This is a genomic window from Streptomyces sp. CT34 (assembly GCF_000805335.1).
In the GTDB taxonomy this organism is placed as follows: domain Bacteria; phylum Actinomycetota; class Actinomycetes; order Streptomycetales; family Streptomycetaceae; genus Streptomyces.
Genome location: NZ_KN708638.1, coordinates 5,812,094 through 5,837,360, shown reverse-complemented (window position 1 = coordinate 5,837,360; position 25,267 = coordinate 5,812,094). Strand labels below are relative to the sequence as shown.

Here is a 25,267-nt window from a genome sequence, read left to right as displayed (position 1 = left end):
CCGTGCGCGGGGCCCGCACGCGAGCGCGTGCGGGCCCCGCGTGTCAGCCGTTCGGGACGTCCTGGCTTCCGGTCACCCGGTGGTGGGGCACTGCTTCCAGGCGAAGTGGTACACGGTGTTGATGCTGCCGTCGGTGGAGTCCATGGTCATGTAGCTGGTGGTCTTGGGGTCGGCCTGCGAACCGTCCACCCTCAGCTCGGTGTTGATGTTGAAGTAGCGCTCCTCGCCGCAGGGCGCGTAGACCAGCGCGTCGACGTCGGTCTGGTCCGAGCTCTGCCAGTCGGTCTCGTAGGGGCCGCTGAAGGTGTGGGTCGCGTGGGCCGTCTCCGGGTCGCCCTGGAAGTAGTAGTTCGCCCGCTCCAGGCCCTTGGCGCCCGGGGCGAGCGAGGCGTATCCGCGGTAGTCGGCCCGCGCGATGGCGTAGGTGAACCCCTGCGGGACATGGACGTTGAGGGCGATCTGGCAGTTCTTGCGGGCGTCGGTCGGCTTGCTGGCGCCGCCGGCCTGGGCGAGGTATTCGCTGTAGGTGACGGTGAAGGCGGTGTTGTCGGGGGCGACGGCCACGGCGGCGCTGCCGGGTCTGCAGCCCGAACCGTTGACCGTGGCGACGTCTATGGCGATCTTGCCGGCCGGCGGGTCGTCGCCCCACCGGGGCGTGGAGGCGGGGAATGCCGATCCGAGGAGCAGGGCCGCCGCCGCGGCGCCGGTACCGAGCGTGCTGAGCATGGGCTCTTCCTTCCGGTCGTCCTGGCCCCGCGGGGGCGGGCACACCAGGAGCGGATGACGAGCGCATGCCAGCACGTGGATCTCCGCTTGAACAGCTCTGCTCCCCGGGATTGGGCTGAATCTACGCCTTTATCCGGCCGTCACCGGACCGGTCCCGGAAAAGGCCGAAGGGCCCCGCTCCGGCGGGGCCCTTCGGCCGGTACTGCGTGTGGCGCGGGGTTCAGCGCTGCCAGCTGGTCGCGCCGTGGAAGCCCATCTGGCGCTCCAGCCGGCGCCAGCGGGCGGCCGTGGCGCGCGGCCGGGCGGGCGCCTCGGGCCGGTGGGCGGCGCGGGCCAGCAGAACGGCGGTCAGGGCGGCCAGCTCTTCCTCGCTGGCCTGGCCCTTCTCGACGCGGATGGGGGCGGCGGTGCCTCGGGCAGGGTTCACGGCGGTCTCGATTCTCCGTCGAAGCGGTGACGTACGTGGTTACTGGGGCGGGTTGCCGTGCTTACGGGCGGGCAGGTCCGCGTGCTTGGTGCGCAGCATCTCCAGCGCGCTGATCAGCACCTGGCGGGTGTCGGCGGGGTCGATGACGTCGTCGACCAGGCCGCGCTCGGCCGCGTAGTAGGGGTGCATCAGCTCGGACTTGTACTCCTTGACCATGCGGGTGCGCATGGCGTCGGAGTCGTCGGCCTCGGCGATCTGCTTTCGGAAGATGACGTTGGCGGCGCCCTCCGCGCCCATCACCGCGATCTCGTTGGTCGGCCAGGCGTAGGTCAGGTCGGCGCCGATGGACTGCGAGTCCATGACGATGTAGGCGCCGCCGTACGCCTTGCGCAGCACGATCGAGATCCGCGGCACGGTCGCGTTGCAGTACGCGTACAGCAGCTTGGCGCCGTGCCGGATGATGCCGCCGTGTTCCTGGTCGACGCCGGGCAGGAAGCCGGGCACGTCCAGCAGCGTGACGATCGGGATGTTGAAGGCATCGCACATCTGGACGAAGCGGGCGGCCTTCTCGGACGCCTCGATGTCCAGCACGCCGGCCAGCGACTGCGGCTGGTTGGCGATGATGCCGACCACCCGTCCGTCCATGCGGGTCAGCACACAGATGATGTTGGTGGCCCAGCGCTCGTGGACCTCCAGGAACTCGCCGTCGTCGACGATCTCCTCGATGACCTTGCGCATGTCGTACGGCCGGTTGCCGTCCGCCGGGACCAGGTCCAGCAGCGCGTCACCGCTGCGGTCGGCGGGGTCCTCGCAGGCCACCGCCGGCGGGTTCTCCCGGTTGTTGGCCGGCAGCAGCGACAGCAGGTAGCGGACCTCTTCGAGGCAGGTGGCCTCGTCGTCGTAGGCGAAGTGGCACACACCGGAGGTCTCGGCGTGCACGTCGGCGCCGCCCAGTCCGTTCTGGGTGATCTCCTCGCCGGTGACCGCGCGGACCACGTCCGGGCCGGTGATGAACATCTGCGAGGTGTCGCGGACCATGAACACGAAGTCGGTCAGCGCGGGCGAGTACGCCGCACCGCCGGCGCACGGGCCGAGCATCACACTGATCTGCGGGATGACACCGGACGCCTTGGTGTTGCGCTGGAAGATGCCGCCGTAGCCGGCCAGCGCCGCGACGCCCTCCTGGATACGGGCGCCGGCGCCGTCGTTCAACGACACCAGCGGGGCACCCGCCTGGATCGCCATGTCCATGATCTTGTGGATCTTGGTGGCGTGCGCCTCGCCCAGCGCACCGCCGAAGATCCGGAAGTCGTGCGCGTAGACGAAGACGGTCCGGCCGTGGACCGTACCCCAGCCGGTGATCACACCGTCCGTGTACGGCTTCTTGGCCTCCAGGCCGAAGCCGGTGGCGCGATGGCGGCGGAGGGGTTCGACCTCGTTGAAGGAACCCTCGTCCAGCAGCAGCTCGATCCGCTCGCGGGCCGTCAGCTTGCCCTTGGCACGCTGCGCTTCGGTGGCTCGCTCGCTGGGGCCTCGCCGGACCTGCTCGCGGATCGCGTGCAGTTCGGCGACGCGCCCGCGGGCGTCGTTGGCGCCGGCGGGCACATCTTCGACAGTGGTCATGTATAGACGGTACGTGGGCGAGGCCCCGTGCACCGATGTCGGTTTCGTACAACGTCGGGTGCCATTTGGTGGGCAGGCAATACAGAATCACGCTGCACGAGGCGCGACCACCGGTCTCTCGCCGGGTGGACGCGGTGTCCAGCGTCTGTACGGTGCCGACAAACGCCGACCGGGTGATGTTGTGCGCTCCAACGGTGGGAACCGGCGCCCGGACCGGGTCAGCCGAGCCGCACCTCACAGGTGTGCGTGGTACAGGCGGTGCCCGGGGCGATACGCAGCCGCAGGGCGTCGCCGACGGTCAGCACCTCGACGGACGGGTCGTGGCGGAGCACCGCGCGCACCGGCCGGGACCAGGTGATCTCCAGGGTGTCGCCGGTGCGCTCGGGGGCCGCGGCGCACAGCACGGCCCGCCGCCCGGCCCGGCCGCCGCGGGGCCGCTCGCGGACCAGCACGCTCGCCGGCCCGCTGCTCGCCAGCGGCCCCGCGCGGCCCGCCCGCCAGAAATTGGCCGCGGTTAGGCCGAGCGAGTCGACGGCGACGGCCTGCCGGCCCGCGTCGTTGGCGAGCAGGGTGAGCCAGCAGCGGTCGGCGGCGCGGTCGGCGAGGGTGCGCTCGGTGGCGCCGGGCATGAGCAGGTAGGCGTAGCCGGCGTCGGTGGGGTCGGTGCCGTGGTCGTACCAGAGGGTGAGATAGCGGCGGGTGCGGGGCTCGGTGGCGGAGGTGCTGTTGATGTCGTGCCAGGAGCCGGTCCGGTCCTCGCGCCGGACACGGAGCGGGGCTCCGCCGGGGGATCGGGGAAAGACCCAGCCGCCGTGCCCGGCGAGGTGGGCCCAGTGGACGCGCCGGAAGGCGATGGTGCGGCCGAGGGCGGCGGGTCGGCGCACCCCGTCGACGGTGAGCGCCGCGGTGCCCGACTCCCCCAGGGCGCGGTTGTCGACGACGGTCTCGGCCGGGACTCCGTCGCGGGAGGTGATCCCGGCGCCCAGGCAGACCACGCAGTCCGCGAGGGCGAACCAGGATTTCTTCGCGGTGAGGGTGGAGGCCAGGCCGCGCAGGTCCTGGCCGATGGCGGCGAATTCGCCGTCGGTGGTGCCGCCGACCCAGCGGGCGGCGGGTTTCGGCTCGCCCCAGCCGCCGCCCTCGTTGTCGGCGAGCCGCTTGGTGGAGACGGTGGTGCCGGGGAGCCGGTAGGGGTCGACGGTGGGCCAGTAGGCGTCGGTGTACTGGTCGCCGCCGCGGTCCGCGGGCCACCAGTAGAGCATGCCGGCGCCGGTGTGCCAGCCGTGCCGGTTCTCGCCGTTGCCGTTCTCGTAGTAGGTGATGCGGTCGGAGGCCATGGCGAGTCCGGCGGTCCAGCCGGGGCGGCGGTGCACGGCGCGGTCCATGGCGGGGAACAGCCGGTGGCCGACGGGCTCCGGGGCGGCGGGCACCGCGCTCGCCGCGATCCGGCCCAGGCGGGCCAGGTCGGCGACGGCGTACTGCCGGTCGGTGAGCACCGGCAGCGTACGGTCGCGGGCGGTCCAGCCCTTGATCATGGCGTGCCAGCGGTCGCGTTCGGCGGCGCTCGCGCCCTCGGCCAGCAGGGCGATGGCGGCGATCAGCGCATGGCCGTGGAAGTGGTCGCTGCGCAGGATGTGCCGCTGGTCGCCGCGCAGGTAACCGCGGCTGGCGGCACGGCCGTTGACGCTGTCCATCATCAGGCCGTCGTGGAGCAGCGGCGCGAAGGCGTGCTCGACGCTGTCGAAGATGATCTGCCGCTTGGGGTCGGTGACCTCCCAGGCGGAGCCGCGCAGCAGGGTGAACAGCCGGCCCAGGCCGTCGAGCAGGACGGCGCCGTAGGTGCCCGAGTAGGCGACCCAGGTGTGCTGGATGAACGATCCGTCGGCGTGCAGCCCGTCGCCCTCGGTGACGTACGGGAAGACCGGCGAGAGGGCGTCCCGGGCCAGCGCGATCCTGTCCGGGGCGCGGCCGAGGACCCCGCGCAGGGCCACCACCCGGCACAGGTCGACGCGGTTGGCGCCGGTGCTGGTGCCGGTGTAGGCGCCCAGCGCGCTGTCCGGGACGAAGTGGTCGACGGCGGCCAGGCAGCGGGCGCGCAGCGCGTCGCCGGCCCCGCCGGGCCGGTGCTCGTCGAGGATCGCGAGGCTGTCCAGCAGGAGCCGGGGGCTGCCGATCTGCCACTCCCACCAGTTGCCGTAGCGGGTGGTGGCGGGGTGGTAGACGGTGCGGTCGAGGTGGTCGAGACCGGCGACGGTGTCGGCGGCGAGGGCCGGGGCTCCGGTGTGGCCGGTGCCGGGTTGGGCGTAGGCCAGGGCCATCGTGGCGAGCCGGCCGTAGCTCCGGGTGATGCCGGCCGGCGGGTCGTAGGGGCAGTCCGGCCACAGGGAGCCGGCTTCCGGCCGCATCCGGGACCGGAAGCCGGCCGCGCTGGTGCCGGTCTCCTCGAGGGCGGCGGCGTACGGGGCCGCGGCGGGGTCGTATCCGGTGCCGAGGGCCAGCTCGCACCAGCGGCGGCGGAGCAGGGCGTACGCGTCGGCGCCCTCGGCCGCGTCGGCACCGTCGGCCGCCCGGTCCGGGGCGGCGGTGCGGGCGGCGGCCGGCGCGTCCGGGCCGAGTGCGAGGGCCAGTGCGCTCGCGGTGGAGGTGGCGAGGAATCCTCGGCGCGACCAGGCGGGCAGGGCGGCTTCGGGCGGCACGGTCGGTCCTCTCCACGGCGTCAACCGGACTGTGGCGCTGCGCACTTGGGAGTTTCCGATGGTCTAGCACGGCGGCCCGCGGGGCGGCAATGACCGCACCGGGAGCGGGCATCGGCACCCGTCCGGGGGAAGCCGGAGAAGACGAGGTTGAACGTTGAACCAGATCGCGCTACGGTGAATCTCGTTGAAGGTTAAACAATACTGCTGCACGCACCCCTGCCTGCACACCGTCCCCGAGGAGGAGCCATGGCTCTGTTCCACCGCAAGCGCACCGGCGCCCCCGCCACCCCCGACGCCCCGGCCGCCGCCGGTGCCGCCGTGCTGGCGGCGGACCCCGCGCTCGCCGCGCTGACCGGCGACTACACCATCGACCCGGCCCACAGCAGCATCGGCTTCACCGTCCGGCACGCCATGGTCACCAATGTCCGCGGCACGTTCGGCGAACACGAGGGCGTGCTGACGCTGGACGGCGGTAACCCGGCCGCGTCCACCGCGAACATCGACGTCAAGATCGCCAGCATCGACACCGGCATCGCCGACCGCGACGGCCACCTCAAGAGCCCCGACTTCTTCGACGCCGAGCGGTTCCCCCTCATGACCTTCCGCTCCGGCACGGTCGAGCAGCTCGGCGGTGAGACGTACCGGGTCACCGGCGATCTGACGATCAAGGACGTCACCCGCCCGCTCGCCATCGACCTGGAGTTCAACGGCGCGGCCACCGACGTATACGGTGCCCGGCGCGTCGGCTTCGAGGGCAGCGCCGAGATCCTGCGCTCCGACTGGGGCCTGACCTGGAACGCCGCCCTGGAGACCGGCGGCGTCATGGTCAGCGACAAGGTGAAGCTGACCTTTGACATCTCGGCGGTCAGAAAGGGCTGACGGCCGGGGGCGAGGAGGGCCGGCCTCCGCCGCTTTCCTGGCAGGGCCCCTCCCTCTCCCCAACCCGGGGACCCCCGCCCCCGCAAAGGACCAGGAAAGGACCGGAAAAGGAGGGGCCCGCCCACCCCACCTCGCCCCCCGTGGCGAGGCCCCTCCCCCGCCTCCACCACGCATGCGGCGAAGGTAGCGCTCCGCACCGGCCGTCGCCGGTGCCTGTGGACAACCGTGGCGCTCGTACGCGCCACGGGCACTCACTCCTGCGGCTCGACCCCGGCCCGCAGCAGCCCGTACGCATAGGCGTCGTCCAGCGCCTGCCAGGACGCCGCGATGACGTTCTCCGCGACGCCGACCGTCGACCACTCGCCGCGGCCGTCGCCGGTGGAGACCAGGACCCGGGTGATCGAGCCGGTGCCCAGCGCGCCCTCCAGGATGCGGACCTTGTAGTCCACCAGCTCCATCGTGGCGAGCTGCGGATAGATCCGCTCCAGGCCCACCCGCAGCGCCCGGTCCAGCGCGTTGACCGGGCCGTTGCCCTCGGCGGTGGCGACGATCCGCTCGCCCTTCGCCCAGAGCTTCACGGTCGCCTCGTTGGCGTGCGTGCCGTCCGGGCGGTCCTCGACGATGGCGCGCCAGGACTCGACGGTGAAGTAGCGCAGCGGCCTGCCGTCCACCTCCGCACGCAGCAGCAGTTCGAAGCTGGCGTCCGCGGCCTCGTACGTGTAGCCCGCCAGCTCCCGCTCCTTGACCCGGTCGACCACCCGGCCGACCAGCTCGCGGTCGCCGCCCAGGTCGATGCCGAGCTCCTTGCCCTTGAGCTCGATCGAGGCGCGCCCGGCCATGTCGGAGACCAGCATCCGCATGGTGTTGCCGACCAGCGCCGGGTCGATGTGCTGGTAGAGGTCCGGGTCGACCTTGATCGCGGAGGCGTGCAGCCCGGCCTTGTGGGCGAACGCGGAGACGCCGACGTACGGCTGGTGGGTGGAGGGCGTCAGGTTGACGACCTCGGCGATGGCGTGCGAGATCCGGGTGGTCTCGGCGAGCTTGCCCTCGGGCAGGACCCGGCGCCCGTACTTCAGTTCCAGGGCGGCGACCACGGGGAACAGGTTGGAGTTGCCGACCCGTTCGCCGTAGCCGTTGGCGGTGCACTGGACGTGGGTGGCGCCGGCGTCCACCGCGGCCAGGGTGTTGGCGACCGCGCAGCCGGTGTCGTCCTGGGCGTGGATGCCCAGCCGCGCGCCGGTGTCCGCGAGGACGGTGCGCACCACGGCGGTCACCTGCGCCGGGAGCATCCCGCCGTTGGTGTCGCAGAGCACCACGACGTCGGCGCCGGCCTCGCTCGCGGTGCGGACGACCTGCTTCGCGTAGCCCGGGTCCAGTGCGTAGCCGTCGAAGAAGTGCTCGCAGTCGAGGAAGACCCGGCGGCCCCGGTCCACCAGGTACGCGACGGTGTCCCGGACCATCGCGAGGTTCTCCTCCGGCGTGGTGCGCAGCGCCAGTTCGACATGGCCGAGGTGGGACTTGGCGACCAGCGTGATGACCGGCGCCCGGGAGTCCAGCAGGGCGGCGACCTGCGGATCGTCCTCGACGCGGACGCCCGGCTTGCGGGTGGCGCCGAACGCGACCAGCTGCGCGTGCCGGAACGTGATCTCCTCGCGGGCGCGCTGGAAGAACTCGGTGTCCCGCGGGTTGGCACCGGGCCAGCCGCCCTCGATGAAGCCGACGCCGAAGTCGTCCAGGTGGCGGGCGATGGTCAGCTTGTCGGCGACGGTCAGGTTGATGCCCTCGCGCTGGGCGCCGTCGCGCAGGGTGGTGTCGAAGACGTGGAAGTCGTCGGGCACCGCGCCGGCGGGGAGGACGTCGGCCGAGGGGGCGGATTCGCGTGCGTCCGTCATGCGGGTCTGGCTCCTGTCGGGGTCTCGGTCTACCGGAGTAACCGGTTCCACCGTCCCTCCATGATCCCTCGCGCTCCGTGTCCGGTGGCGGGTGGGCCGGAAACGAAAAAACCTCTCGCGGGTGCGAGAGGTCTGCGCGCGGGTCTGGGACGACGGTGTCCGCGCCGTAGCCGGTTTCTACGGGGCGGTCACTGCGGACCGGCGCGCCTGCTGCCAATAATCATGGCGAACGAGAGCACGGGGGCAGTCTGGCACATCACCGCCCCCGCGCCGCCTGGTGTCTCAGGATGCGAGCACCCGCGTACCGGAGTCGTCGCCGGCCGCGGCGCCGACCCGGTGCAGATCGATGGTCCGCGTCTCCCGCATCGTCAGGTACACCACCAGCGAGACGGCGGCGCAGCCGGAGACGTACCAGTAATAGCCGGACTCGATACCGCCGTTCTTGAACCACAGCGCGACGTACTCCGCGGTGCCGCCGAACAGCGCGTTGGCGATGGCGTACGGCAGGGCGACGCCCAGCGCGCGGATGCCGGTCGGGAACAGCTCGGCCTTCACACAGGCGTTGATGGAGGTGTAGCCGGTGACCACGACCAGGGCCAGCAGCGAGAGGCCGAGGGCCGGCCAGAAGGAGCCCGCGTGCCTGAGCAGCGTCATGATCGGCACGGTCAGGAAGGTCGAGCCGACCGCGAAGGTGATCAGCAGCGGGCGGCGGCCGATCCGGTCCGACAGCCGGCCGGCCAGCGGCTGGAGGCACATGAAGAGGAACAGCGCGCAGAAGCTGACCAGGGAGGCGGTCGGCTTGGACATCCCGGCGCTGCCCGAGAGGTACTTGGTGAGGTAGGTGGTGTACGTGTAGTACGCCACGGTGCCGCCCATGGTCAGCGCGATGACCAGGAACGCCTCGCGCTTGTGGGCCCACAGCGCCTTCAGGGTGCCGCGGTCCGGGTCGGAGCGGGCGCCCTCGTCCTCGGCGTAGACCTCGGTCTCCAGCATGCTGCGGCGCAGCCAGAAGACGACGGCGGCGCCCAGCGCGCCGACGATGAAGGGGATCCGCCAGGCCCAACTGTGCAGCGCGGCCTCGGACATGGTGCGCTGGAGCACGATCTGGAGCCCCAGGCCCAGCAGCTGGCCGGCGGTCATCGACACGTACTGGAAGCTGGAGGCGAAGCCGCGGCTGCCGGGCGCGGAGGCCTCGGTGAGGTAGGTGGCGCTGGCCGCGTACTCGCCGCCGACCGACAGTCCCTGGAGCATCCGGGCGAGCAGCAGCACGGCCACGCCGCCGTAGCCGGCCGCGGCGTAGGTGGGCGCGACGGCGATGAGGACGGCCGAGGCGGACATCAGCGTGACGGTCAGGGTGAGCGCGGCCTTGCGGCCCCGGCGGTCCCCGACCCGGCCGAGCACCCAGCCGCCGACCGGGCGCATGAAGAAGCCGACGGCGAAGATCCCCATGGTGTTCATGAGGTTCGCGGTGTCGTTCCCCTTCGGGAAGAACGCATCGGCGAAGTAGACCGCGAAGCTCGCGTAGACGAACCAGTCGAACCACTCGACCATGTTGCCGGCCGAGCCGACCCAGATCTTCTTCCATTGAGCTTGTTCCATAGCCGCTCACGGTCGCCCAGCGCGGGCCGGTCGGCAAGAGCCGGGTGTGCAACGATCACGCGTACTTGCGTGCGTTGCGGTCACGGGCGCGGCGTGCGGTGGGCCGAGGCGGGTCCGGCGGCGGTCAGTCCTGGGGCCTGCCCGATGGGCCGGGGCCGTGCAGGCCCTGGGGGACGGTGAGCGACTCGTCGAGGAACTCCCGTACGGCGCGGTCGACCTGCTCACGGGTCGTCCCGGGCAGGCCGACGACGAGATGGGTGCCGAAGCCGTCGAGCAGGGCCCGGGTGCGGGTCGCGAAGCGTTCCGCGTCGACCGGCCGGAACTCGCCCTTCGAGACGCCCTCGACCAGCAGGGCCACCAGATCGCGGTGCCAGGCGAGCTCCAGGTCCAGCTGGCGCTCGCGGGTCTCGTCGTCGGCGTTCTGGGAGCGGACCCAGACCTCCAGCCACAGCGTCCAGCGCGGGTCGCGGTGGCCTTCGGGGAGGTAGAGGTCGACCAGTGCGTCCAGCCGTTCGCGGGCCGGGACGCGGCGGGAGAGGGCGGCCCGGCGTTCGGCGCCGAGCTGCTCCTCGCTCCACTGGAGGGTCTGGAGCAGCAGCTCGTCCTTGGTGCCGAAGTAGTAGAGGATGTGGCCGCTGCTCATCCCGACCTCGCGGCCCAGCCCGGCCATGGTCAGCCGGTCCAGCCCCTCCGCGGCGATGGTGGCCATCGCCGCGGCCAGTACCTGTTCGCGCGGCTGGTTCAGGCGCCGCCGGGGACGGCGTACGGGACCGGACACGGTGGCCTCCGGGGTCGGGACGGGCTGGGACGGGCCGATCGGGCAGCGGTGCATCAGACCTTCGGCTGCTGCTGGGTGATGCAGTGGATACCGCCACCCGCCGCGAAGATCGTACGGGCGTCGACGAGGGTGACGGTGCGCCCGGGGAAGAGTCGGCGGAAGATCGCGGCGGCCTCCTCGTCGCGCGGGTCGTCGAAGGCGCACAGCACGATGCCGCCGTTGCACTGGAGATGGTTGATGTAGGAGTGGTCGACCGGCTCGCCGTCCACCTCGGTGACGGTGGGGGCCGGGATCTCCACGACCTCCAGCGGGCGGCCGGTGGCGTCCGTCGAGGCGCGCAGCAGCTTGCCGATCTCGTTGCAGATGGCGTGGTCGGGGTGGGCGGGGTCGGGCTGGGTGTGGACCATCACCACGCCGGGGCGGGCGAAGGCGGCGACGATGTCGACATGGCCGCGGGTGCCGAACCGGCCGTAGTCGGCGTACAGGCCGCGGGGCAGCCAGATCGCCTTGGTGGTGCCGAGGTGGGCGTGGATCTCGGCCTCGACCTCCTCCTTGGTGCGGCCGGGGTTGCGGCCCGGGTCGAGCTGCACGGTCTCGGTGAGCAGCACGGTGCCCTCGCCGTCGACGTGGATGCCGCCGCCCTCGTTGACCAGCGAGGTGGCGTAGCGGCGGGCCCCGGCGAGCCCGGCGACCTGCTCGGCGATCTGCGCGTCGCGGTCCCAGGCGGCCCATTCCTGGGCGCCCCAGCCGTTGAACGCCCAGTCCACGGCGGCCAGTTCACCCCGGCCGTCGGTGAGGAAGGTGGGGCCGATGTCGCGCATCCAGGCGTCGTCGAGGGGGCGCTCGACCAGCTCGATGTCCGCGCCGAGGAGGGCACGGGCGCCCGCCTGCTGGCCGGGGCCGGCCAGTACGGTGACCGGCTCGTACCGCCTCACCGCGCGGGCGACCGCGGCCCAGGCGGCGCGGGCCGCGGCGAGCGCCTCGCCGCCCTCCTCGCCGAAGGTGAAGTTGGGTCCGGGCCAGGCCATCCAGGTGCGCTGGTGCGGTGCCCATTCGGGGGGCATGCGGAAGCCGTCGGCGGCGGGGGTGTTCATACGGGGTCCTCACGGTTCGGGGAAGCGTCGGGGCGGGCGGGTCCGGGGCGTACCGGCGGCGGCGGTGCGACGGGGCGCGCGTGCGCCGCAGGGAGACGCCGGAGACGGCGGTGCGGATCCGCGCGTCAGAGGAGTAGAGGAAGTGAGCGGAAGTCAGCGGAAGTCAGCGGCGATTCAGAGGAAGTAGAGCCTGGAGAGCGAGACGGTGTCGGCCGGTGCGGAGCGCATCGGGTCGCCGTCGAGGGTGACCAGTCCGCTGCGCCCGTCGACCTGCACCTGTCCGATACGGGAGTTGTGGACGAGGTCGCCGGGACCGATTCCGCGGGTGCCGCGGACGGCGACCCGGCGCCGGCGGGTGGGCATGCCGTCGTTGCCTTGGGCGACCGCGGCGCCGGCGACGAAGGCGACCGAGATCTCCGCCGGGGTCGCGCCGTGCGCCCCGAACTGCGGGCCGAGGACGAGGGGTTCGCAGGTGTCGGTGGCGGCGTTGGGGTCGCCGGTGACGCCGTACGCGGGGAAGCCGGACTTGAGCACCAGTTGCGGCTTGGCGCCGAAGAACTGCGGCTTCCAGAGCACGAGGTCGGCCATCTTGCCGACCTCGATCGACCCGATCTCGTGCGAAAGGCCGTGTGCGATGGCGGGGTTGATGGTGAGCTTGGCGACGTAGCGCAGCACCCGGGCGTTGTCGTCGTGGGCGCCGTCGCCCGGCAGCGGACCGAGTTCGGCCTTCATCTTGCCGGCCATCGCGAAGGTGCGCCGGACCGTCTCGCCGGCCCGGCCCATGCCCTGGGCGTCGGACGAGGTGATGCCGATCGCCCCGAGGTCGTGCAGGACGTCCTCGGCGCCCATCGTGCCGGCCCGGATGCGGTCGCGGGCCATGGCGGCGTCGCCCGGCAGATCGGTCTTGAGGTCGTGGACCGAGACGATCATGCCGTAGTGCTCGGCGACCGCGTCCCGCCCGAAGGGGAGGGTGGGGTTGGTCGAGGAGCCGATGACGTGGGGGACGCCGGCCATCTTCAGGACGTTGGGGACGTGCCCGCCGCCGCAGCCCTCGATGTGGAAGGCGTGGATGGTGCGGCCGTCCAGGACGCGGAGGGTGTCCTCGACGGTGAGGCATTCGTTGAGGCCGTCGCTGTGCAACGCGACCTGGACGTCGTGGTCCTCGGCGACCCGCAGTGCGGTGTCCAGGGCGCGGGCGTGCGCGCCCATGTCCTCGTGGACCTTGAAGCCGCAGGCGCCGCCCTCGGCCAGCGCCTCGACCAGCGGAGCCTCCCCGGAGGACGAACCGCGGCCCAGGAAGCCGATGTTGACCGGCCAGGCGTCGAAGGCGCCGAAGGCATGGCCCAGCGCCCAGGGGGAGTTGACGCCGACGCCCCAGACCGGCCCGAACTCCTGGCCGATGATCGTGGTCACGCCGGAGGCCAGCGAGGCTTCCATGACGCGCGGGGAGAGCAGGTGGACATGGGTGTCCACGGCGCCGGCGGTGGCGATCATGCCCTCGCCGGAGACGATGGACGTGCCGGTGCCGACGACGACGTCGACCCCGTCGAGGGTGTCCGGGTTGCCGGCCCGCCCGATGGCGTGGATCCGGCCCTCGCGGATGCCGATCGACACCTTGCGGATGCCCAGCACCGCGTCGACGACCAGGACGTTGCTGATCACCACGTCGCAGGTCTCGCGGACCGCGGCGGCCTTGAGGTGCAGCCCGTCCCGGGCGGTCTTGCCGAAGCCGGCGAGGAACTCGTCCCCGGGCTTCTGCGCGTCCGACTCGACCCGGACGACGAGTCCGGAGTCGCCGAGGACGACCCGGTCGCCGGCCCGCGGGCCGTGGACCGACGCGTACTCATGGGGGTCGATGGTCATGCGCGCTCCTCCGCTCCCAGGTAGCCGCAGGCGGCGGCCCGCCGCAGCGCTTCGGCCCTGGCGCCGGGTGCGTCGAGCGGGCCGTCGACCAGTCCGGCGAAGCCGATCGCGATCCGGTCGCCGCCGATCGGCAGCAGACCGACCGTCGAGCCGCCTCCGGGGTCGAACCGCACCGACGAGCCCGCAGGGACGCACAACCGCATGCCGTACGCGGCGGCGCGGTCGAACTCCAGCCGGGGGTTTGCCTCGAAGAAGTGGAAGTGCGAGGTGACGCTGATCGGCACCGGCGCGGTGTTGCGGACCGCGAGCAGCACCGCGGGCTCCGGCTCCGGGCCGGCCGGGCCGGGGAGCACCGCGCCGGGCGCGGGCGGCGCCCGGTGGCCGGCGCCGCTGCCGGCCCCGGTACCGCTGCCGGCCGCGGCGCCGATCGGGTCGCCGACCACCGCGAGCCGGGAGCCGTCGTCGAAGACGGCCTCGACGTGCACCTCGGTGACGACGTCGGCGACGCCCGGCAGGACGTCGTCCGGGCCGAGCACGCCGCGCGCCGCCTCGATGGCCTGCGCGAGGCGGCGCCCGTCCCGCGCCGCCTCGCAGACCGTGTCCGCGATCAGCGCGGTCGCCTCGGGCACGTTCAGCTTCAGTCCGCGGGCCCGGCGGGCCCGGGCCAGCTCGGCAGCGCCGAACAGCAGCAGCCGGTCGCGTTCTGTGGGGGTCAGCCGCATCCGATCCCGTCCTCCCGCTCGAATTGAGCAGCACTCTAACTTGGAATTCTCCATTCCGAAACCATTGACCTAGGACAGACGCATGACTCATATTGAGCGTCGCTCTGGTCAATGGCGTGAATTGATCGATTCTAGAGCGTCGCTCAAATGATCTCGCAGCAGCGAGCGCCGCTCCGGAGCACCGCTCCGGAGCACCGCTCCGGAGCACCGCCCACCACACGGAGCACCGCGCACAGCACCGCTCACCATCTGTTCCGGCCTCTCAGGGGAGCCCTCATGCCGATCGAACAACGCGGAGTCGACACCATCCCGGACGAGGAGCGCACCAGTACCCCTCGCGACCTGATCTCGATCCTTCTCGGGTCGAACCTGGCCCTGGGTGTGGTGATCTTCGGCTGGCTCCCGGTCTCCTTCGGCCTCGGCTTCTGGGGCTCGGTCACCTCCCTGGTGGCCGGCACCGTCGTCGGCGCCGTGCTGACCGCCCCGCTCGCGCTGGTCTCGCTGCGCAGCGCCACCAACCTCTCCACCAGCAGCGGCGCGTTCTTCGGCGTCCGCGGCCGGCTCATCGGCTCGGTGATCGGCCTGCTGCTCTCGCTCGGCTACACGGCGCTGACCCTGTGGGTGGGCGGTGACGCGATGGTCGGCTGCCTGCACCGCCTCATCGGCCTGCCGGGCGACGGCACCGCCTACGCGCTGGTCTACGCACTGCTGGCCGGCGCCACCGCGGTGGGCGCGGTCTACGGCTACCGGGTGCTGCTCCGGATGAGCAAGCTGCTCTCCATCGGGCTGACCGTGCTGCTCGCGGTCGGCGTGCTCGCCTACCTGCACACCTTCCACACCGGCCCGGTCCCCGGCACCCCGTACGCGCTCGGCGGCTTCTGGCAGACCTGGCTGCTGGCCGCGGTGTCCGCCGGCCTCAGCGGCCCGATCGCCTTCATCACTCTGCTCGGCGACTACAGCCGCTACATCTCCCCGCGCCGGCACAGCTCCCGGAAGGTCTTCGCGGCCACCTACTGCGGTCTGCTGGTCGGCCTGCTGGTCCCGCAGCTCTTCGGCACCTTCAGCGCCCTGGCTGTCGGGGCGGGCGGCAGCGACTACGCCGGCCCGCTGGTCGCCGGGGCGCCGTTCTGGTACCTGGCCCTGCTGCTGCTCAACGCCTCCGCCGGCTCGGTCGGCAACTCCGGCCTGATGCTCTACAGCATGGGGCTCGACCTGGACGCGATCCTGCCCAAGGCCACCCGCACCCAGGCCACCTACGTGGTCGCCGCGGTCTCCACCGCGCTGGTCTACGCCGGCCACTTCCTGTGGGCCGCGCAGGACGCCATGACGTCCTTCGTGCTGCTGATGACCGCCGTCGGCACGCCGTGGGCGGTGATCACCGTCATCGGCTTCGTGCGCTGCCGCGGCACCTACGACGCCGATTCCCTCCAGGTCTACAACCGCGGCACGGTCGGCGGCGTCTACTGGTTCCGGGCCGGCTGGAACGTCCAGGCCACCGTCGCCTGGGCGGTCGGCTCGGCGGTCGGCCTGATGGGCGTGGACACACCCTTCTACAAGGGCCCGCTGCTGCCCTTCACCGGCGGGATCGACATCAGCTTCGTGCTCGCCGCGGCTGCCGCCGGCATCGTCTACTTCCTGCTGACCGCCAGGGACCCGCGCCGGGTCGCGCCGCTGCGCCCGGTCCCCGCCCCGCGTACGGAGGCACCGGCCGCCGGGTCCCCCGCCGAGGTCCGCTGAGCCGGATCCCGTCCCCGCTCACGGCGCAGGCCGCCACCGACGCTCGGTCGGTGGCGGCCTGCGCGTCGCCGGGGGCCGGGCTCAGCCCAGCGGGTGCATCCAGCCGTGGGTGTCCGCGCCCACGCCGGTCTGGATGTCCAGCAGCGCCTTGCGCAGCTTCATGGTGACCTCGCCGGGCTCGCCGTCGGCGACCGTCCAGTTGGCGCGGGCCGACTTGACCGTACCGACCGGGGTGATCACCGCGGCGGTGCCGCAGGCGAAGACCTCGGTCAGCGTGCCGTCCTCGGTGGCGCCCTGCCACTCCTCGACGGAGATCCGGCCCTCGGAGACCTCGTACCCGAGGTCGGCGGCGATGGTCAGCAGCGAGTCGCGGGTGATGCCGGGCAGCAGCGAACCGGTCAGCTCGGGGGTGACGATGCGGTTGCCGTACACGAAGTACAGGTTCATCCCGCCCATCTCCTCGATCCAGCGGCGCTCGATCGCGTCCAGCCAGACCACCTGGTCGCAGCCCTGCTCGGCGGCCTGCGCCTGGGCGACCAGGGACGCGGCGTAGTTGCCGCCGGTCTTGGCCGCGCCGGTGCCGCCCGGGGTGGCCCGGACGTACTCCTCCGACAGCCACACCGAGACCGGCTTGACCCCGCCGGGGAAGTACGCGCCGGCGGGCGAGGCGATGACGAGGAAGAGGTACTCGTTGGCGGGCCGGACGCCCAGCCCGACCTCGCTGGCGAACATGAACGGCCGGAGGTAGAGGGACGCCTCACCGCTGTTCGGCACCCACGCCCGGTCCTGGCCGACCAGCGCGTCACAGGCCGCGATGAAGGTCTCGACGGGGAGTTCGGGCATGCCCAGGCGGCGGGCGGACGCCTGGAAGCGGCGGGCGTTGGCGTCCGGGCGGAAGGTGGCGACGCTGCCGTCGGGCTGGCGGTACGCCTTCAGGCCCTCGAAGATCGTCTGCGCGTAGTGCAGGGTCATGTTCGCCGGGTCGAGGGAGAGCGGCGCGTACGGCACCAGCTCCGCGTCGTGCCAGCCGCGGCCCTCGGTCCACTTGATCATCACCATGTGGTCGGTGAAGTGCCGTCCGAAACCGGGAGCGGCGAGGATCCGCTCCCGCTCCGCGTCGGGCAGCGGGTGCGAGGAGGGCTTGAGCTCGATCGCGGGCGTCGTCATGAATGGGTGTCCTTCACTGCGTAGTCCGTTGCCGCGCGGCCGTGCGCACGATCCCTGGGGCGTACCGGTGGTTACCGGGACGTCCACGTTCCGCGGCGGACGCCGGCCCCTCGTCCGATTATCGCGCGTGGGTGTCCGCCGCTGGAACCGGTCTGCGCGGTCCGCGTCGATGGTCGCACCGAACCCGCCGGTTGCCCAGGGCCGTCCATACGGACAGCGCCGGGCCACGGCGGGCCCGGCGCTGCGAGGGTGCTGCGGTGCGTCGGGCGTCAGCCCGCTACGCGTGCGGCGATCGCGTCGCCGATCTCGTCGGTCGTACGGGCCAGGTCGCCTCGGGCCTCCAGGTCGGCGGCGACCTCCGCCTCGATGCGGGCGGCCTGCTCCTGGTGGCCGAGGTGGCGCAGCAGCAGCGCGACGGAGAGGATCGTGGCGGTCGGGTCGGCCTTGCCGGTGCCCGCGATGTCCGGCGCGGAGCCGTGCACCGGCTCGAACATCGAGGGGAAGGCGCCGGTGGGGTTGATGTTCCCGGAGGCGGCCAGGCCGATGCCGCCGGTGACGGCCGCGGCGAGGTCGGTGAGGATGTCGCCGAACAGGTTGTCGGTGACGATCACGTCGAACCGCTCGGGCTGGGTGACGAGGAAGATCGTCGCGGCGTCGACATGCAGATAGTCGGTGGTGACCTCGGGGTACTCCTGGCCGACCTTGTCGAAGATGTTCTTCCACATGTGTCCGGCGTAGACCAGGACGTTGTTCTTGTGAACCAGCGTCAGCTTCTTGCGGGGGCGGGCGTTGGCCCGCTCGTACGCGTCCCGGACCACCCGCTCCACGCCGTAGGCGGTGTTCACGCTGACCTCGGTGGCGACCTCGGCCGGGGTGCCGGTCCGCAGGCTGCCGCCGTTGCCGGTGTACGGGCCCTCGGTGCCCTCGCGTACCACCACGAAGTCGATCGCCCCCCTCTGCTCGTCGCGGACGGCCAGCGGGGTCGCGGTGTTCGGGAACAGCTTCGACGGGCGCAGGTTGACGAAGTGGTCGAAGGCGAAGCGGAGTTTGAGCAGCAGCCCGCGCTCCAGGACGCCGGACGGCACCGACGGGTCTCCGATCGCGCCGAGCAGGATCGCGTCGTGCTGCTTGAGCGACTCCAGCTCCGCGTCCGGCAGTGTCTCGCCGGTCCGGTGCCAGCGCTTGGCCCCGAGGTCGTACTCCTGGGTTTCCAGCTTGACGTCCTGCGGGAGGACCGCGGTCAGGACCTTGAGTCCCTGGGCCACGACTTCCTGGCCGATACCGTCACCGGGGATCACTGCGAGGCGAATGCTGCGAGACATGTCTGGACCCTACTCCCCGTCCCAATGATTGACACGTTACGTCCGGCATGCGGACAGACTGCCGGTCGACCGGTGCGGCTGCGCCGCGCCGTCACGGCGCGGGGGCGCCCGGGAACGGATCCCGGGCGCCCCCGCGGTGTTTCCGGCCGGGCGGGTCAGTGCCCCGTGGCGCCGCCGTTGTCGCGGCGGTCGAGCGCGCGCTGGAGTGCGGCGGCGGCGTTCCGGCGGTCGGCGTCGTTGGTCTGACGGGCGGAGTGACGGGTCCTGCGGACAGTGGTCTCGGCCATGTTGCGCATCTCCAATGCCAAAGCCCCGAGAGGAACGTGAGGGGTGCGTCGATCCAGAAGCGGCCGGAAGGAGCGGGGGCCTCGGCACGGCAGGGGTCACCTGCGCATACGCACCGGGCCGCATCCGCATTCGCTGGATGCAGCGATACGTTCGGCATCTACAAAGCTAGGACAGCGGTGCCGTGCTGTCTGCACAATTACTTGGGCTTCCTACTATCTGAGACGGCAGGAGCGCTTTCCCGCCACGCGGACGGCCCGGCACCCCGAGGGGGCACCGGGCCGTGGCGTGCGCGCGGGCGTCAGCCCATGTGCGGGTAGCGGTAGTCGGTCGGCGGGACCAGCGTCTCCTTGATGGAGCGGGTGGAGGTCCAGCGCATCAGGTTCTGCTTGGAGCCGGCCTTGTCGTTGGTGCCGGAGGCGCGGGCGCCGCCGAACGGCTGCTGGCCGACCACGGCACCGGTGGGCTTGTCGTTGATGTAGAAGTTGCCGGCCGCGAAGCGCAGCTTCTCGCAGGTGGTGGCGGCGGCGGCCCGGTCCTGGGCGATGACGCAGCCGGTCAGGCCGTACGCCGAGGCGGACTCCATCTGGGTCAGCATGGCGTCGTAGCCGCCCTCGGCCTCGTCGTCGTAGACGTAGACGCCGAGGATCGGGCCGAAGTACTCGTCCTTGAAGATCTCGTTCTCCGGGTCGGTGGAGACCAGGACGGTGGGACGGACGAAGTAGCCGACGCTGTCGTCGTAGGTGCCGCCGGCCACGACCTCGATGGTGGGGTCGGCCTTGGCGCGGTCGATCGCCGCCTTGTTCTTGGCGAAGGCGCGCTCGTCGATGACGGCGCCCATGAAGTTCGCCAGCTCGGTGACGTCGCCCATGGAGAGCGCGTCGACCTCGGCCGCGAACTCCTCCTTGAACCCGGCGTTCCAGAGGGAGGCCGGGACGTACGCGCGGGAGGCCGCGGAGCACTTCTGGCCCTGGAACTCGAAGGCGCCGCGGGTCATGGCGGTCTTCAGGACGGCACGGTCGGCCGAGGGGTGGGCGACGATGAAGTCCTTGCCGCCGGTCTCGCCGACCAGCCGCGGGTAGGTCCGGTACTTCTCGATGTTGGTGCCGACCGTCTTCCAGAGGTACTGGAAGGTCCTGGTCGAACCGGTGAAGTGGATGCCCGCCAGGTCGGGGTGGGCAAGGGCCACCTCGGAGACCTCCTTGCCGTCGCCGGTGACCAGGTTGATGACACCCGGCGGCAGCCCGGCCTCCTCCAGGAGCCGCATCAGCAGCACGGCGGCGAAGGTCTGGGTCGGCGACGGCTTCCAGACCACGACGTTGCCCATGAGGGCCGGGGCGGTCGGGAGGTTGCCGGCGATGGCGGTGAAGTTGAAGGGCGTGATCGCGTAGACGAAGCCTTCGAGGGGGCGGTGGTCGGAGCGGTTCCAGACGCCCGGGGAGTTCGCCGGCGGCTGCTCGGCGAGGATCTGCCGGGCGAAGTGGACGTTGAAGCGCCAGAAGTCGATCAGCTCGCAGGGGGTGTCGATCTCGGCCTGCTGCGCGGTCTTGGACTGGCCGAGCATGGTGGCGGCGGCCATCGTCTCGCGCCAGGGGCCGGCGAGCAGGTCGGCGGCCTTGAGGAAGATCGCGGCGCGGTCGTCGAACGACATCGCGCGCCAGGCCGGGGCGGCGGCCAGCGCGGCGTCCACCGCGTCCCGGGCGTCCTGGACGGTGGCGTTGGCATAGGTGCCGAGCCGGGCCGAGTGGTGGTGGGGCTGTACGACGTCGAAGCGTTCGCCGCCGCCCATCCGCCGCTTGCCGCCGATGGTCATCGGCAGCTCGATCGGGTTGCCGGCCAGCTCCTTGAGCTTGGCCTCCAGGCGGAATCGCTCCGGGCTGCCCGGGGCGTAGCTGTGCACCGGCTCGTTCACCGGCACGGGGACCTGGGTCACAGCGTCCATAGCGGCCGTGTCTCCTTACGCTTGCGATCGTCGGTTCTCGATCGTCGGTTTTCGTACGTCGGGGTACGTCGGTCGGGTGCCGCGGGCGCTGCCACGGCGGGTGGGCGGCGCGGGCACCGCCCGCAGGGGCCCCTGGCTCCAGCATCTACCCAAAGCGTTCCAAAGAACAGGTAAACCGAATCCCAAGGGGGCCGGTCAGCCGCGGGTGGCCAGCGACCTGAGGAAGAAGGTCAGGTTCGCCGGGCGCTCGGCCAGGCGTCGCATGAAGTAGCCGTACCAGTCCGTGCCGTAGGGGATGTAGACCCGCATCCGGTGTCCCTCCGCGACCAGCCGCTGCTGCTCGGCCTCGCGGATGCCGAACAGCATCTGGAATTCGTAGTCGGCGGGCTTGCGGCCGTTGCGGTGCGCCAGCTCCTGGCCGATGGCCACCATCCGCGGGTCGTGGGACCCGATCATCGGGTAGCCCCGCCCGGCCATCAGGATCTTCAGGCAGCGCACATAGGCCAGGTCGACCTCCCGCTTGTCCTGATACGCGACGGTCGCCGGCTCCTTGTACGCGCCCTTGACCAGCCGCACCCGGGAGCCTTCCCCGGCGAGTGCGCGGCAGTCGTCCTCGGTGCGGAAGAGGTAGGACTGGAGCACCGCGCCCGTCTGGGGGAAGCGCTCGCGCAGGGTGCCGAGGATGGCCAGGGTGGAGTCGACCGTCGTGTGGTCCTCCATGTCCAGCGTCACGGTCGTGCCGGCGTCGGCGGCGGCTTCGACCACCGGGGTGACATTGCGCAGCGCCAGCTCGTGCCCGCCGGGCAGCGCCTGGCCGAAGGCGGAGAGCTTGACCGACATCTCGGCCCGGGTGCCGAGCCCGTGCTCCTTGAGGGCCGCGGCCAGCTGGAGGTACGCGTCGCGGTTGCGCAGCGCCTCGGCCGGGTCGGTGATGTCCTCGCCGAGGTGGTCGAGGGTGACCTCCATCCCGCGGGCGGCCAGCGTCCGTACGACCGCCATCGACTCGTCCAGGCGCTCGCCCGCGACGAAGCGGTCCACCACGGGACGGGTGACCGGAGCAGCCGCGACGAGGCGGCGGATGCTGTCGCTGCGCGCGGCGGCGAGAAGCACGGGACCCAGCATGGGCACCTCCATGATTCAGGATGACAATTGCCGGGGCGGGCGCGCCTTGTGGGCGGACGCGGCGGCAAGGGAAGCCACCTGAAATTTAAGGATCGCGCCACTTTCCGGCCATCGACAGCTGTCACGCCTTCGTGGCCGGGATCTCAGACAGATGTATGAGAATGGGGGCGGAGTGACGGTGGCGACAGGAGAGGGCCGGGCGGCGGATGCGGAGTGACTACCAGCAGCTCGTGGACGAGATCTCGGCGGCGCTCGGCGCCCCGGCGACGCTGGAGGACCGGGACTTCGGGCTGATCGCGTTCGGCGCGCACGAGGGCGAGGACGACGAGGTCATGGACCCGGTGCGGACCCGCTCGATCCTCCAGCGCCGCTCGTCGGCGGCGGTGCGCGCCTGGTTCGAGGCGTTCGGCATCGCCCGCGCCACGACTCCGCTGCGCATTCCCCCGGACCCGGCCGCCGGCGTCTTCCGAGGCCGGATCTGTCTGCCGGTCCGGCACCGCGGCATCGTGCACGGCTATGTCTGGCTGCTGGACGACGGGCATCTGAGCGACCTCGAACTGGGCGGTCACGGCAGCCCGCCCGACCCCCGGATCGCCCAGGCGATGGAGACCGCCGCCCGGATCGGCGCACTGCTCGCCGACGAGGCCCGCGCCGGGTCCGAACTGGCAGAGCTGCTGCGGGAGTTGCTCACCTCCCGCAGCACGGGGCGGCCCGCCGCGGCGGTCGCGCTGCGGGACGCGCTGCGCGACACCCTGCGCTTCATACCGGGTACCCCGCTCACCCTCGTGGCCGTGCTCCCCTGGGACACCGCGGCCACCGACGCCGCGCCGCTGCCGAGCCTGCCCGGCCTGCTGGCCGCCTGCCCGCTGCCCGCGCCGGGCGGCGCCCGCGCCGGGCGGCGCCACCCGGCCGCCGGGCCCGCGCTGGCCGCGCTGGTCCGGCTGCGCCAGACCGGCTCGCTCGCCCCGGCCCATACGGTGGCCGACCATCTGCTGCGCTCCCCGCGCGCGGGCGGGGAGCCGGCCGCCGGGGGCCGCACCGGTATGCGACCGGGTCCGGGCGCCGCCGGCATCGGCATCGGCACCCGGGAGCCGACCGACCTGCCGGCCGCCTGGCGGCAGGCGCTGGACGCGGCCCGCGCGGCGCGCGCCGAGCCCCGGCTGGGCCCCGTCGCCCAGTGGGACGGCATCGGCGCGTACCGCCTGCTGACCGCCCTTCCGGCCGCCGAACCCGACCCGGCCATCGGCCCGCTGCTGTCCCCCGTCCACGCCGAACTCGCCCGGACCGCCGAGGCGTTCCTCGACTGCGCGGGCCAGGCCGGGCGCACCGCCCAGCAGTTGGGCATCCACCGCCAGACGCTCTACTACCGCCTGGGCCGGGTCGAGAAGCTGACCGGCCTCGACCTGGACGAGGGCGCGGACCGGCTGCTGCTCCACATGGCGCTCAAGGCGGCCCGGCTGTAAGGCGCTGATCGCGGCCGCTGGGCCGCTGGTTCCGCGCCGCGGCACCAACTGTCCACCTTCTCGTCGCGCGCAGGACCTGTTGCCCGTGGCTACCGGCAAGTAGCGTGTCCGCGCATCGGTTGCGCCCGACCGGCGGGCGCAGCGTCGCGAGCCGCGGATCGACCAAGAACCGCCAACTTCCGCCGACCCAGGGGGGTTTCATGCACGGGCTGAACCGCCGCCAGTTCATGTCCAGGATGTCCGCCGTCGCCGCGGGCGCCGCGCTGTGGTCGGCCGGGTCGTACGACCGGGCCCTGGCGGTCACCGCGGCGCGGGCCGTGCGGACCCGGGGGACCACCCTCGAACAGGCCGCACGGCCGGTGGGCAGCGGGGCGTACAAGCGGCTGGTGGCCGGCCCCGGTTGGCCGCTGGTGGTGCGCCGCGAACTGGCGGGCGCGGGCGCGGGGCGCGACGACCGGCGCACCGGGCTCGTCTCGTTCGTGCAGTTCACCGATCTGCACCTGGCGGACGTCGAGTCGCCGGTCCGGTTCGAGTACCTGGCGAAGTTCAACGACAGTGCGTGCCGCCCCCAGGAGGCGCTGACCGTGCGCGGCGCCTCCTCGCTGGTCGAGCGGGTCAACGCGGTCCGCCGGGGGCCGTACACCGGGATGCCGTTCGGCATGGTGATGGCCACCGGCGACAACACCGACAACCACGAACACATCGAGCTCGACTGGTATCTGACCGTCATGAGCGGCGGCCGGATCACCCCCGGCAGCGGCGACCCGTCCCGCTACGAAGGCGTGCAGAACTCCGGCAACGTGGACTACTGGAACCCCGAACTGCCCCTCCAGGACCACTACAAGGCCAAGGGGCTGCCGCAGATACCGGGCTTCCTGTCCGACGCGGGCAGCCCGTTCACCGCGCCCGGCCTGACGATTCCCTGGTACACCACGGTCGGCAACCACGACGACAGCATCGAGGGCAGCCTGCCCGACCTCGGTCTGCTGAACTCGCTCTACACCGGCGACCGCAAGCTGGAAGGCTGCGACGACGACACCGCGGCCAGGCTCGCGGACGCCCTCAAGCACGACCCGGCGCAGGCCGCCGCGCTGCTCGGCAAGCTGCTGACCGGTGAGGGCGCGATCCGCAAGGTCACCCCGGACGAGCGGCGCCGCCCGTTCAGCCCCGCCGAGTTCGCCCGGGCGCACCTGGACCCGGCGCACACCGGCGCGGGCCCGGTCGGCCACGGCTTCACCTCGGACGCGGCGAACAGCGGCCGGCTGTACTACACCTTCCCGCTCGCCGAGGGCGTCCTCGGCATCAGCCTGGACACCACCAACAGGGCCGGATTCGCGGACGGTTCGCTGGGCACCCGACAGCTCAAGTGGCTGGAGTCGGTGCTCCGGTCGCACAGCGGCCGCTGGTACGACACCGACGGCCGCACCGTGCGCGGCGGCTCCGGCGACAGCCTGATCGTGCTGTTCAGCCACCACACCAGCGCGACGATGGGCAATCTGCTGCCCGACCCGTACCACCCGTTCGAGGGCCGCCACGACGGCGCGGCGCTGGTCTCGCTGCTGCAGCGCTACCCGAACGTGGTCGCCTGGGTGAACGGCCACACCCACGAGAACCGGATCATCCCGCACGCCCACGCGGTCCCCGAGCGGGCCTTCTGGGAGATCAACACCGCCTCCCACATCGACTATCCGCAGCACGCCCGGATCATCGAGCTCGCCGACAACGGCGACGGCACGCTCTCCCTGTTCACCACGCTCATGGAGTCCGCCGCCCCGTATGTCACCGACGTCCACGACACCTCGGACGCCGGACTGGCCGCCCTCTACCGCGAGTTGTCGTACAACGACCCCTACGCCACCCCGAACGCCAAGCTCGGCGCGGCCTCCGACCACAACACGGAGCTGCTGCTGCGCCGGCCCGGCAGGTAAGG

The 25,267-nt window shown here is 72.2% G+C and carries 19 protein-coding genes; 4 read left to right on the top strand and 15 right to left on the bottom strand.

What is annotated here, in order from left to right:
- Positions 1 to 72 precede the first annotated feature (72 nt).
- From RZ84_RS25545 to RZ84_RS25530, 4 genes are all read right to left on the bottom strand, one after another.
- On the bottom strand, positions 73 to 726 hold the full coding sequence (locus RZ84_RS25545; protein WP_043266264.1) for a DUF4360 domain-containing protein: 654 nt from the start codon (positions 724 to 726) through the stop codon (positions 73 to 75).
- Positions 727 to 946: 220 nt separating this feature from the next.
- On the bottom strand, positions 947 to 1,153 hold the full coding sequence (locus tag RZ84_RS25540) for an acyl-CoA carboxylase epsilon subunit (protein ID WP_043266263.1): 207 nt from the start codon (positions 1,151 to 1,153) through the stop codon (positions 947 to 949).
- 39 nt (positions 1,154 to 1,192) lie between these two features.
- Positions 1,193 to 2,776, bottom strand: coding sequence for an acyl-CoA carboxylase subunit beta (locus tag RZ84_RS25535; protein WP_043266262.1), 1,584 nt, complete (start codon positions 2,774 to 2,776; stop codon positions 1,193 to 1,195).
- A gap of 218 nt (positions 2,777 to 2,994) precedes the next feature.
- Complete coding sequence (locus RZ84_RS25530; RefSeq protein ID WP_078894173.1) at positions 2,995 to 5,472, bottom strand: polysaccharide lyase 8 family protein; 2,478 nt, start codon at positions 5,470 to 5,472, stop codon at positions 2,995 to 2,997.
- Between the two features lie 246 nt (positions 5,473 to 5,718).
- Between RZ84_RS25530 and RZ84_RS25525 the strand changes: the two genes are divergently transcribed.
- Positions 5,719 to 6,351 carry a YceI family protein gene (locus RZ84_RS25525; RefSeq protein ID WP_043266261.1) on the top strand — a complete coding sequence of 211 codons (633 nt, stop codon included), beginning with the start codon at positions 5,719 to 5,721 and terminating at the stop codon, positions 6,349 to 6,351.
- Between the two features lie 251 nt (positions 6,352 to 6,602).
- On the opposite strand, the gene cimA is transcribed toward RZ84_RS25525, so the two are convergent.
- The 6 genes from cimA to ureA form a co-directional block, all read right to left on the bottom strand.
- On the bottom strand, positions 6,603 to 8,243 hold the full coding sequence (gene cimA / locus RZ84_RS25520) for a citramalate synthase (RefSeq protein WP_052230156.1): 1,641 nt from the start codon (positions 8,241 to 8,243) through the stop codon (positions 6,603 to 6,605).
- Positions 8,244 to 8,525: 282 nt separating this feature from the next.
- A complete protein-coding gene (locus tag RZ84_RS25515; RefSeq protein ID WP_043266260.1) occupies positions 8,526 to 9,842 on the bottom strand; it encodes an MFS transporter in 1,317 nt (438 codons plus the stop codon).
- Between the two features lie 124 nt (positions 9,843 to 9,966).
- On the bottom strand, positions 9,967 to 10,620 hold the full coding sequence (locus RZ84_RS25510) for a TetR/AcrR family transcriptional regulator (protein ID WP_052230552.1): 654 nt from the start codon (positions 10,618 to 10,620) through the stop codon (positions 9,967 to 9,969).
- A 53-nt stretch (positions 10,621 to 10,673) separates the two neighbouring features.
- Positions 10,674 to 11,714: an agmatine deiminase family protein gene (locus tag RZ84_RS25505; protein ID WP_043266259.1), complete on the bottom strand. Its 1,041-nt coding sequence runs from the start codon at positions 11,712 to 11,714 to the stop codon at positions 10,674 to 10,676.
- Between the two features lie 174 nt (positions 11,715 to 11,888).
- Positions 11,889 to 13,577, bottom strand: a complete 1,689-nt coding sequence (locus RZ84_RS25500) for an urease subunit alpha (RefSeq protein WP_052230155.1) — start codon at positions 13,575 to 13,577, stop codon at positions 11,889 to 11,891.
- Positions 13,574 to 14,299: an urease subunit gamma gene (ureA, locus tag RZ84_RS25495; RefSeq protein ID WP_043266258.1), complete on the bottom strand. Its 726-nt coding sequence runs from the start codon at positions 14,297 to 14,299 to the stop codon at positions 13,574 to 13,576. Before ureA ends, RZ84_RS25500 begins: the two co-directional genes overlap by 4 nt.
- A 276-nt stretch (positions 14,300 to 14,575) precedes the next feature.
- On the opposite strand from ureA, the gene RZ84_RS25490 reads away from it, so the two are divergent.
- Positions 14,576 to 16,036 carry a cytosine permease gene (locus tag RZ84_RS25490; protein ID WP_043266257.1) on the top strand — a complete coding sequence of 487 codons (1,461 nt, stop codon included), beginning with the start codon at positions 14,576 to 14,578 and terminating at the stop codon, positions 16,034 to 16,036.
- Positions 16,037 to 16,117: 81 nt separating this feature from the next.
- Here RZ84_RS25490 and RZ84_RS25485 read toward each other — a convergent pair whose 3' ends face one another.
- The 5 genes from RZ84_RS25485 to RZ84_RS25470 all read right to left on the bottom strand — a co-directional run bounded on the left by RZ84_RS25485 (position 16,118) and on the right by RZ84_RS25470 (position 21,874).
- A complete protein-coding gene (locus tag RZ84_RS25485; protein WP_043266256.1) occupies positions 16,118 to 17,203 on the bottom strand; it encodes a branched-chain amino acid aminotransferase in 1,086 nt (361 codons plus the stop codon).
- A 269-nt stretch (positions 17,204 to 17,472) separates the two neighbouring features.
- Positions 17,473 to 18,525, bottom strand: coding sequence for a 3-isopropylmalate dehydrogenase (locus tag RZ84_RS25480; RefSeq protein WP_043266255.1), 1,053 nt, complete (start codon positions 18,523 to 18,525; stop codon positions 17,473 to 17,475).
- A 155-nt stretch (positions 18,526 to 18,680) separates the two neighbouring features.
- On the bottom strand, positions 18,681 to 18,812 hold the full coding sequence (locus tag RZ84_RS42380; protein WP_277816883.1) for a hypothetical protein: 132 nt from the start codon (positions 18,810 to 18,812) through the stop codon (positions 18,681 to 18,683).
- A gap of 299 nt (positions 18,813 to 19,111) precedes the next feature.
- Complete coding sequence (gene pruA / locus RZ84_RS25475) at positions 19,112 to 20,752, bottom strand: L-glutamate gamma-semialdehyde dehydrogenase (RefSeq protein WP_043266254.1); 1,641 nt, start codon at positions 20,750 to 20,752, stop codon at positions 19,112 to 19,114.
- 195 nt (positions 20,753 to 20,947) lie between these two features.
- Positions 20,948 to 21,874: a proline dehydrogenase family protein gene (locus RZ84_RS25470; protein ID WP_043266253.1), complete on the bottom strand. Its 927-nt coding sequence runs from the start codon at positions 21,872 to 21,874 to the stop codon at positions 20,948 to 20,950.
- A gap of 206 nt (positions 21,875 to 22,080) precedes the next feature.
- Between RZ84_RS25470 and RZ84_RS25465 the strand changes: the two genes are divergently transcribed.
- Together RZ84_RS25465 and RZ84_RS25460 are read left to right on the top strand one after the other, a co-directional pair.
- Entirely contained in the window at positions 22,081 to 23,337 is a 1,257-nt protein-coding gene (locus tag RZ84_RS25465; protein ID WP_043266252.1) for a helix-turn-helix domain-containing protein, read from the top strand.
- A 200-nt stretch (positions 23,338 to 23,537) separates the two neighbouring features.
- A complete protein-coding gene (locus tag RZ84_RS25460) occupies positions 23,538 to 25,265 on the top strand; it encodes a TIGR03767 family metallophosphoesterase (RefSeq protein WP_043266251.1) in 1,728 nt (575 codons plus the stop codon).
- Positions 25,266 to 25,267 lie beyond the last annotated feature (2 nt).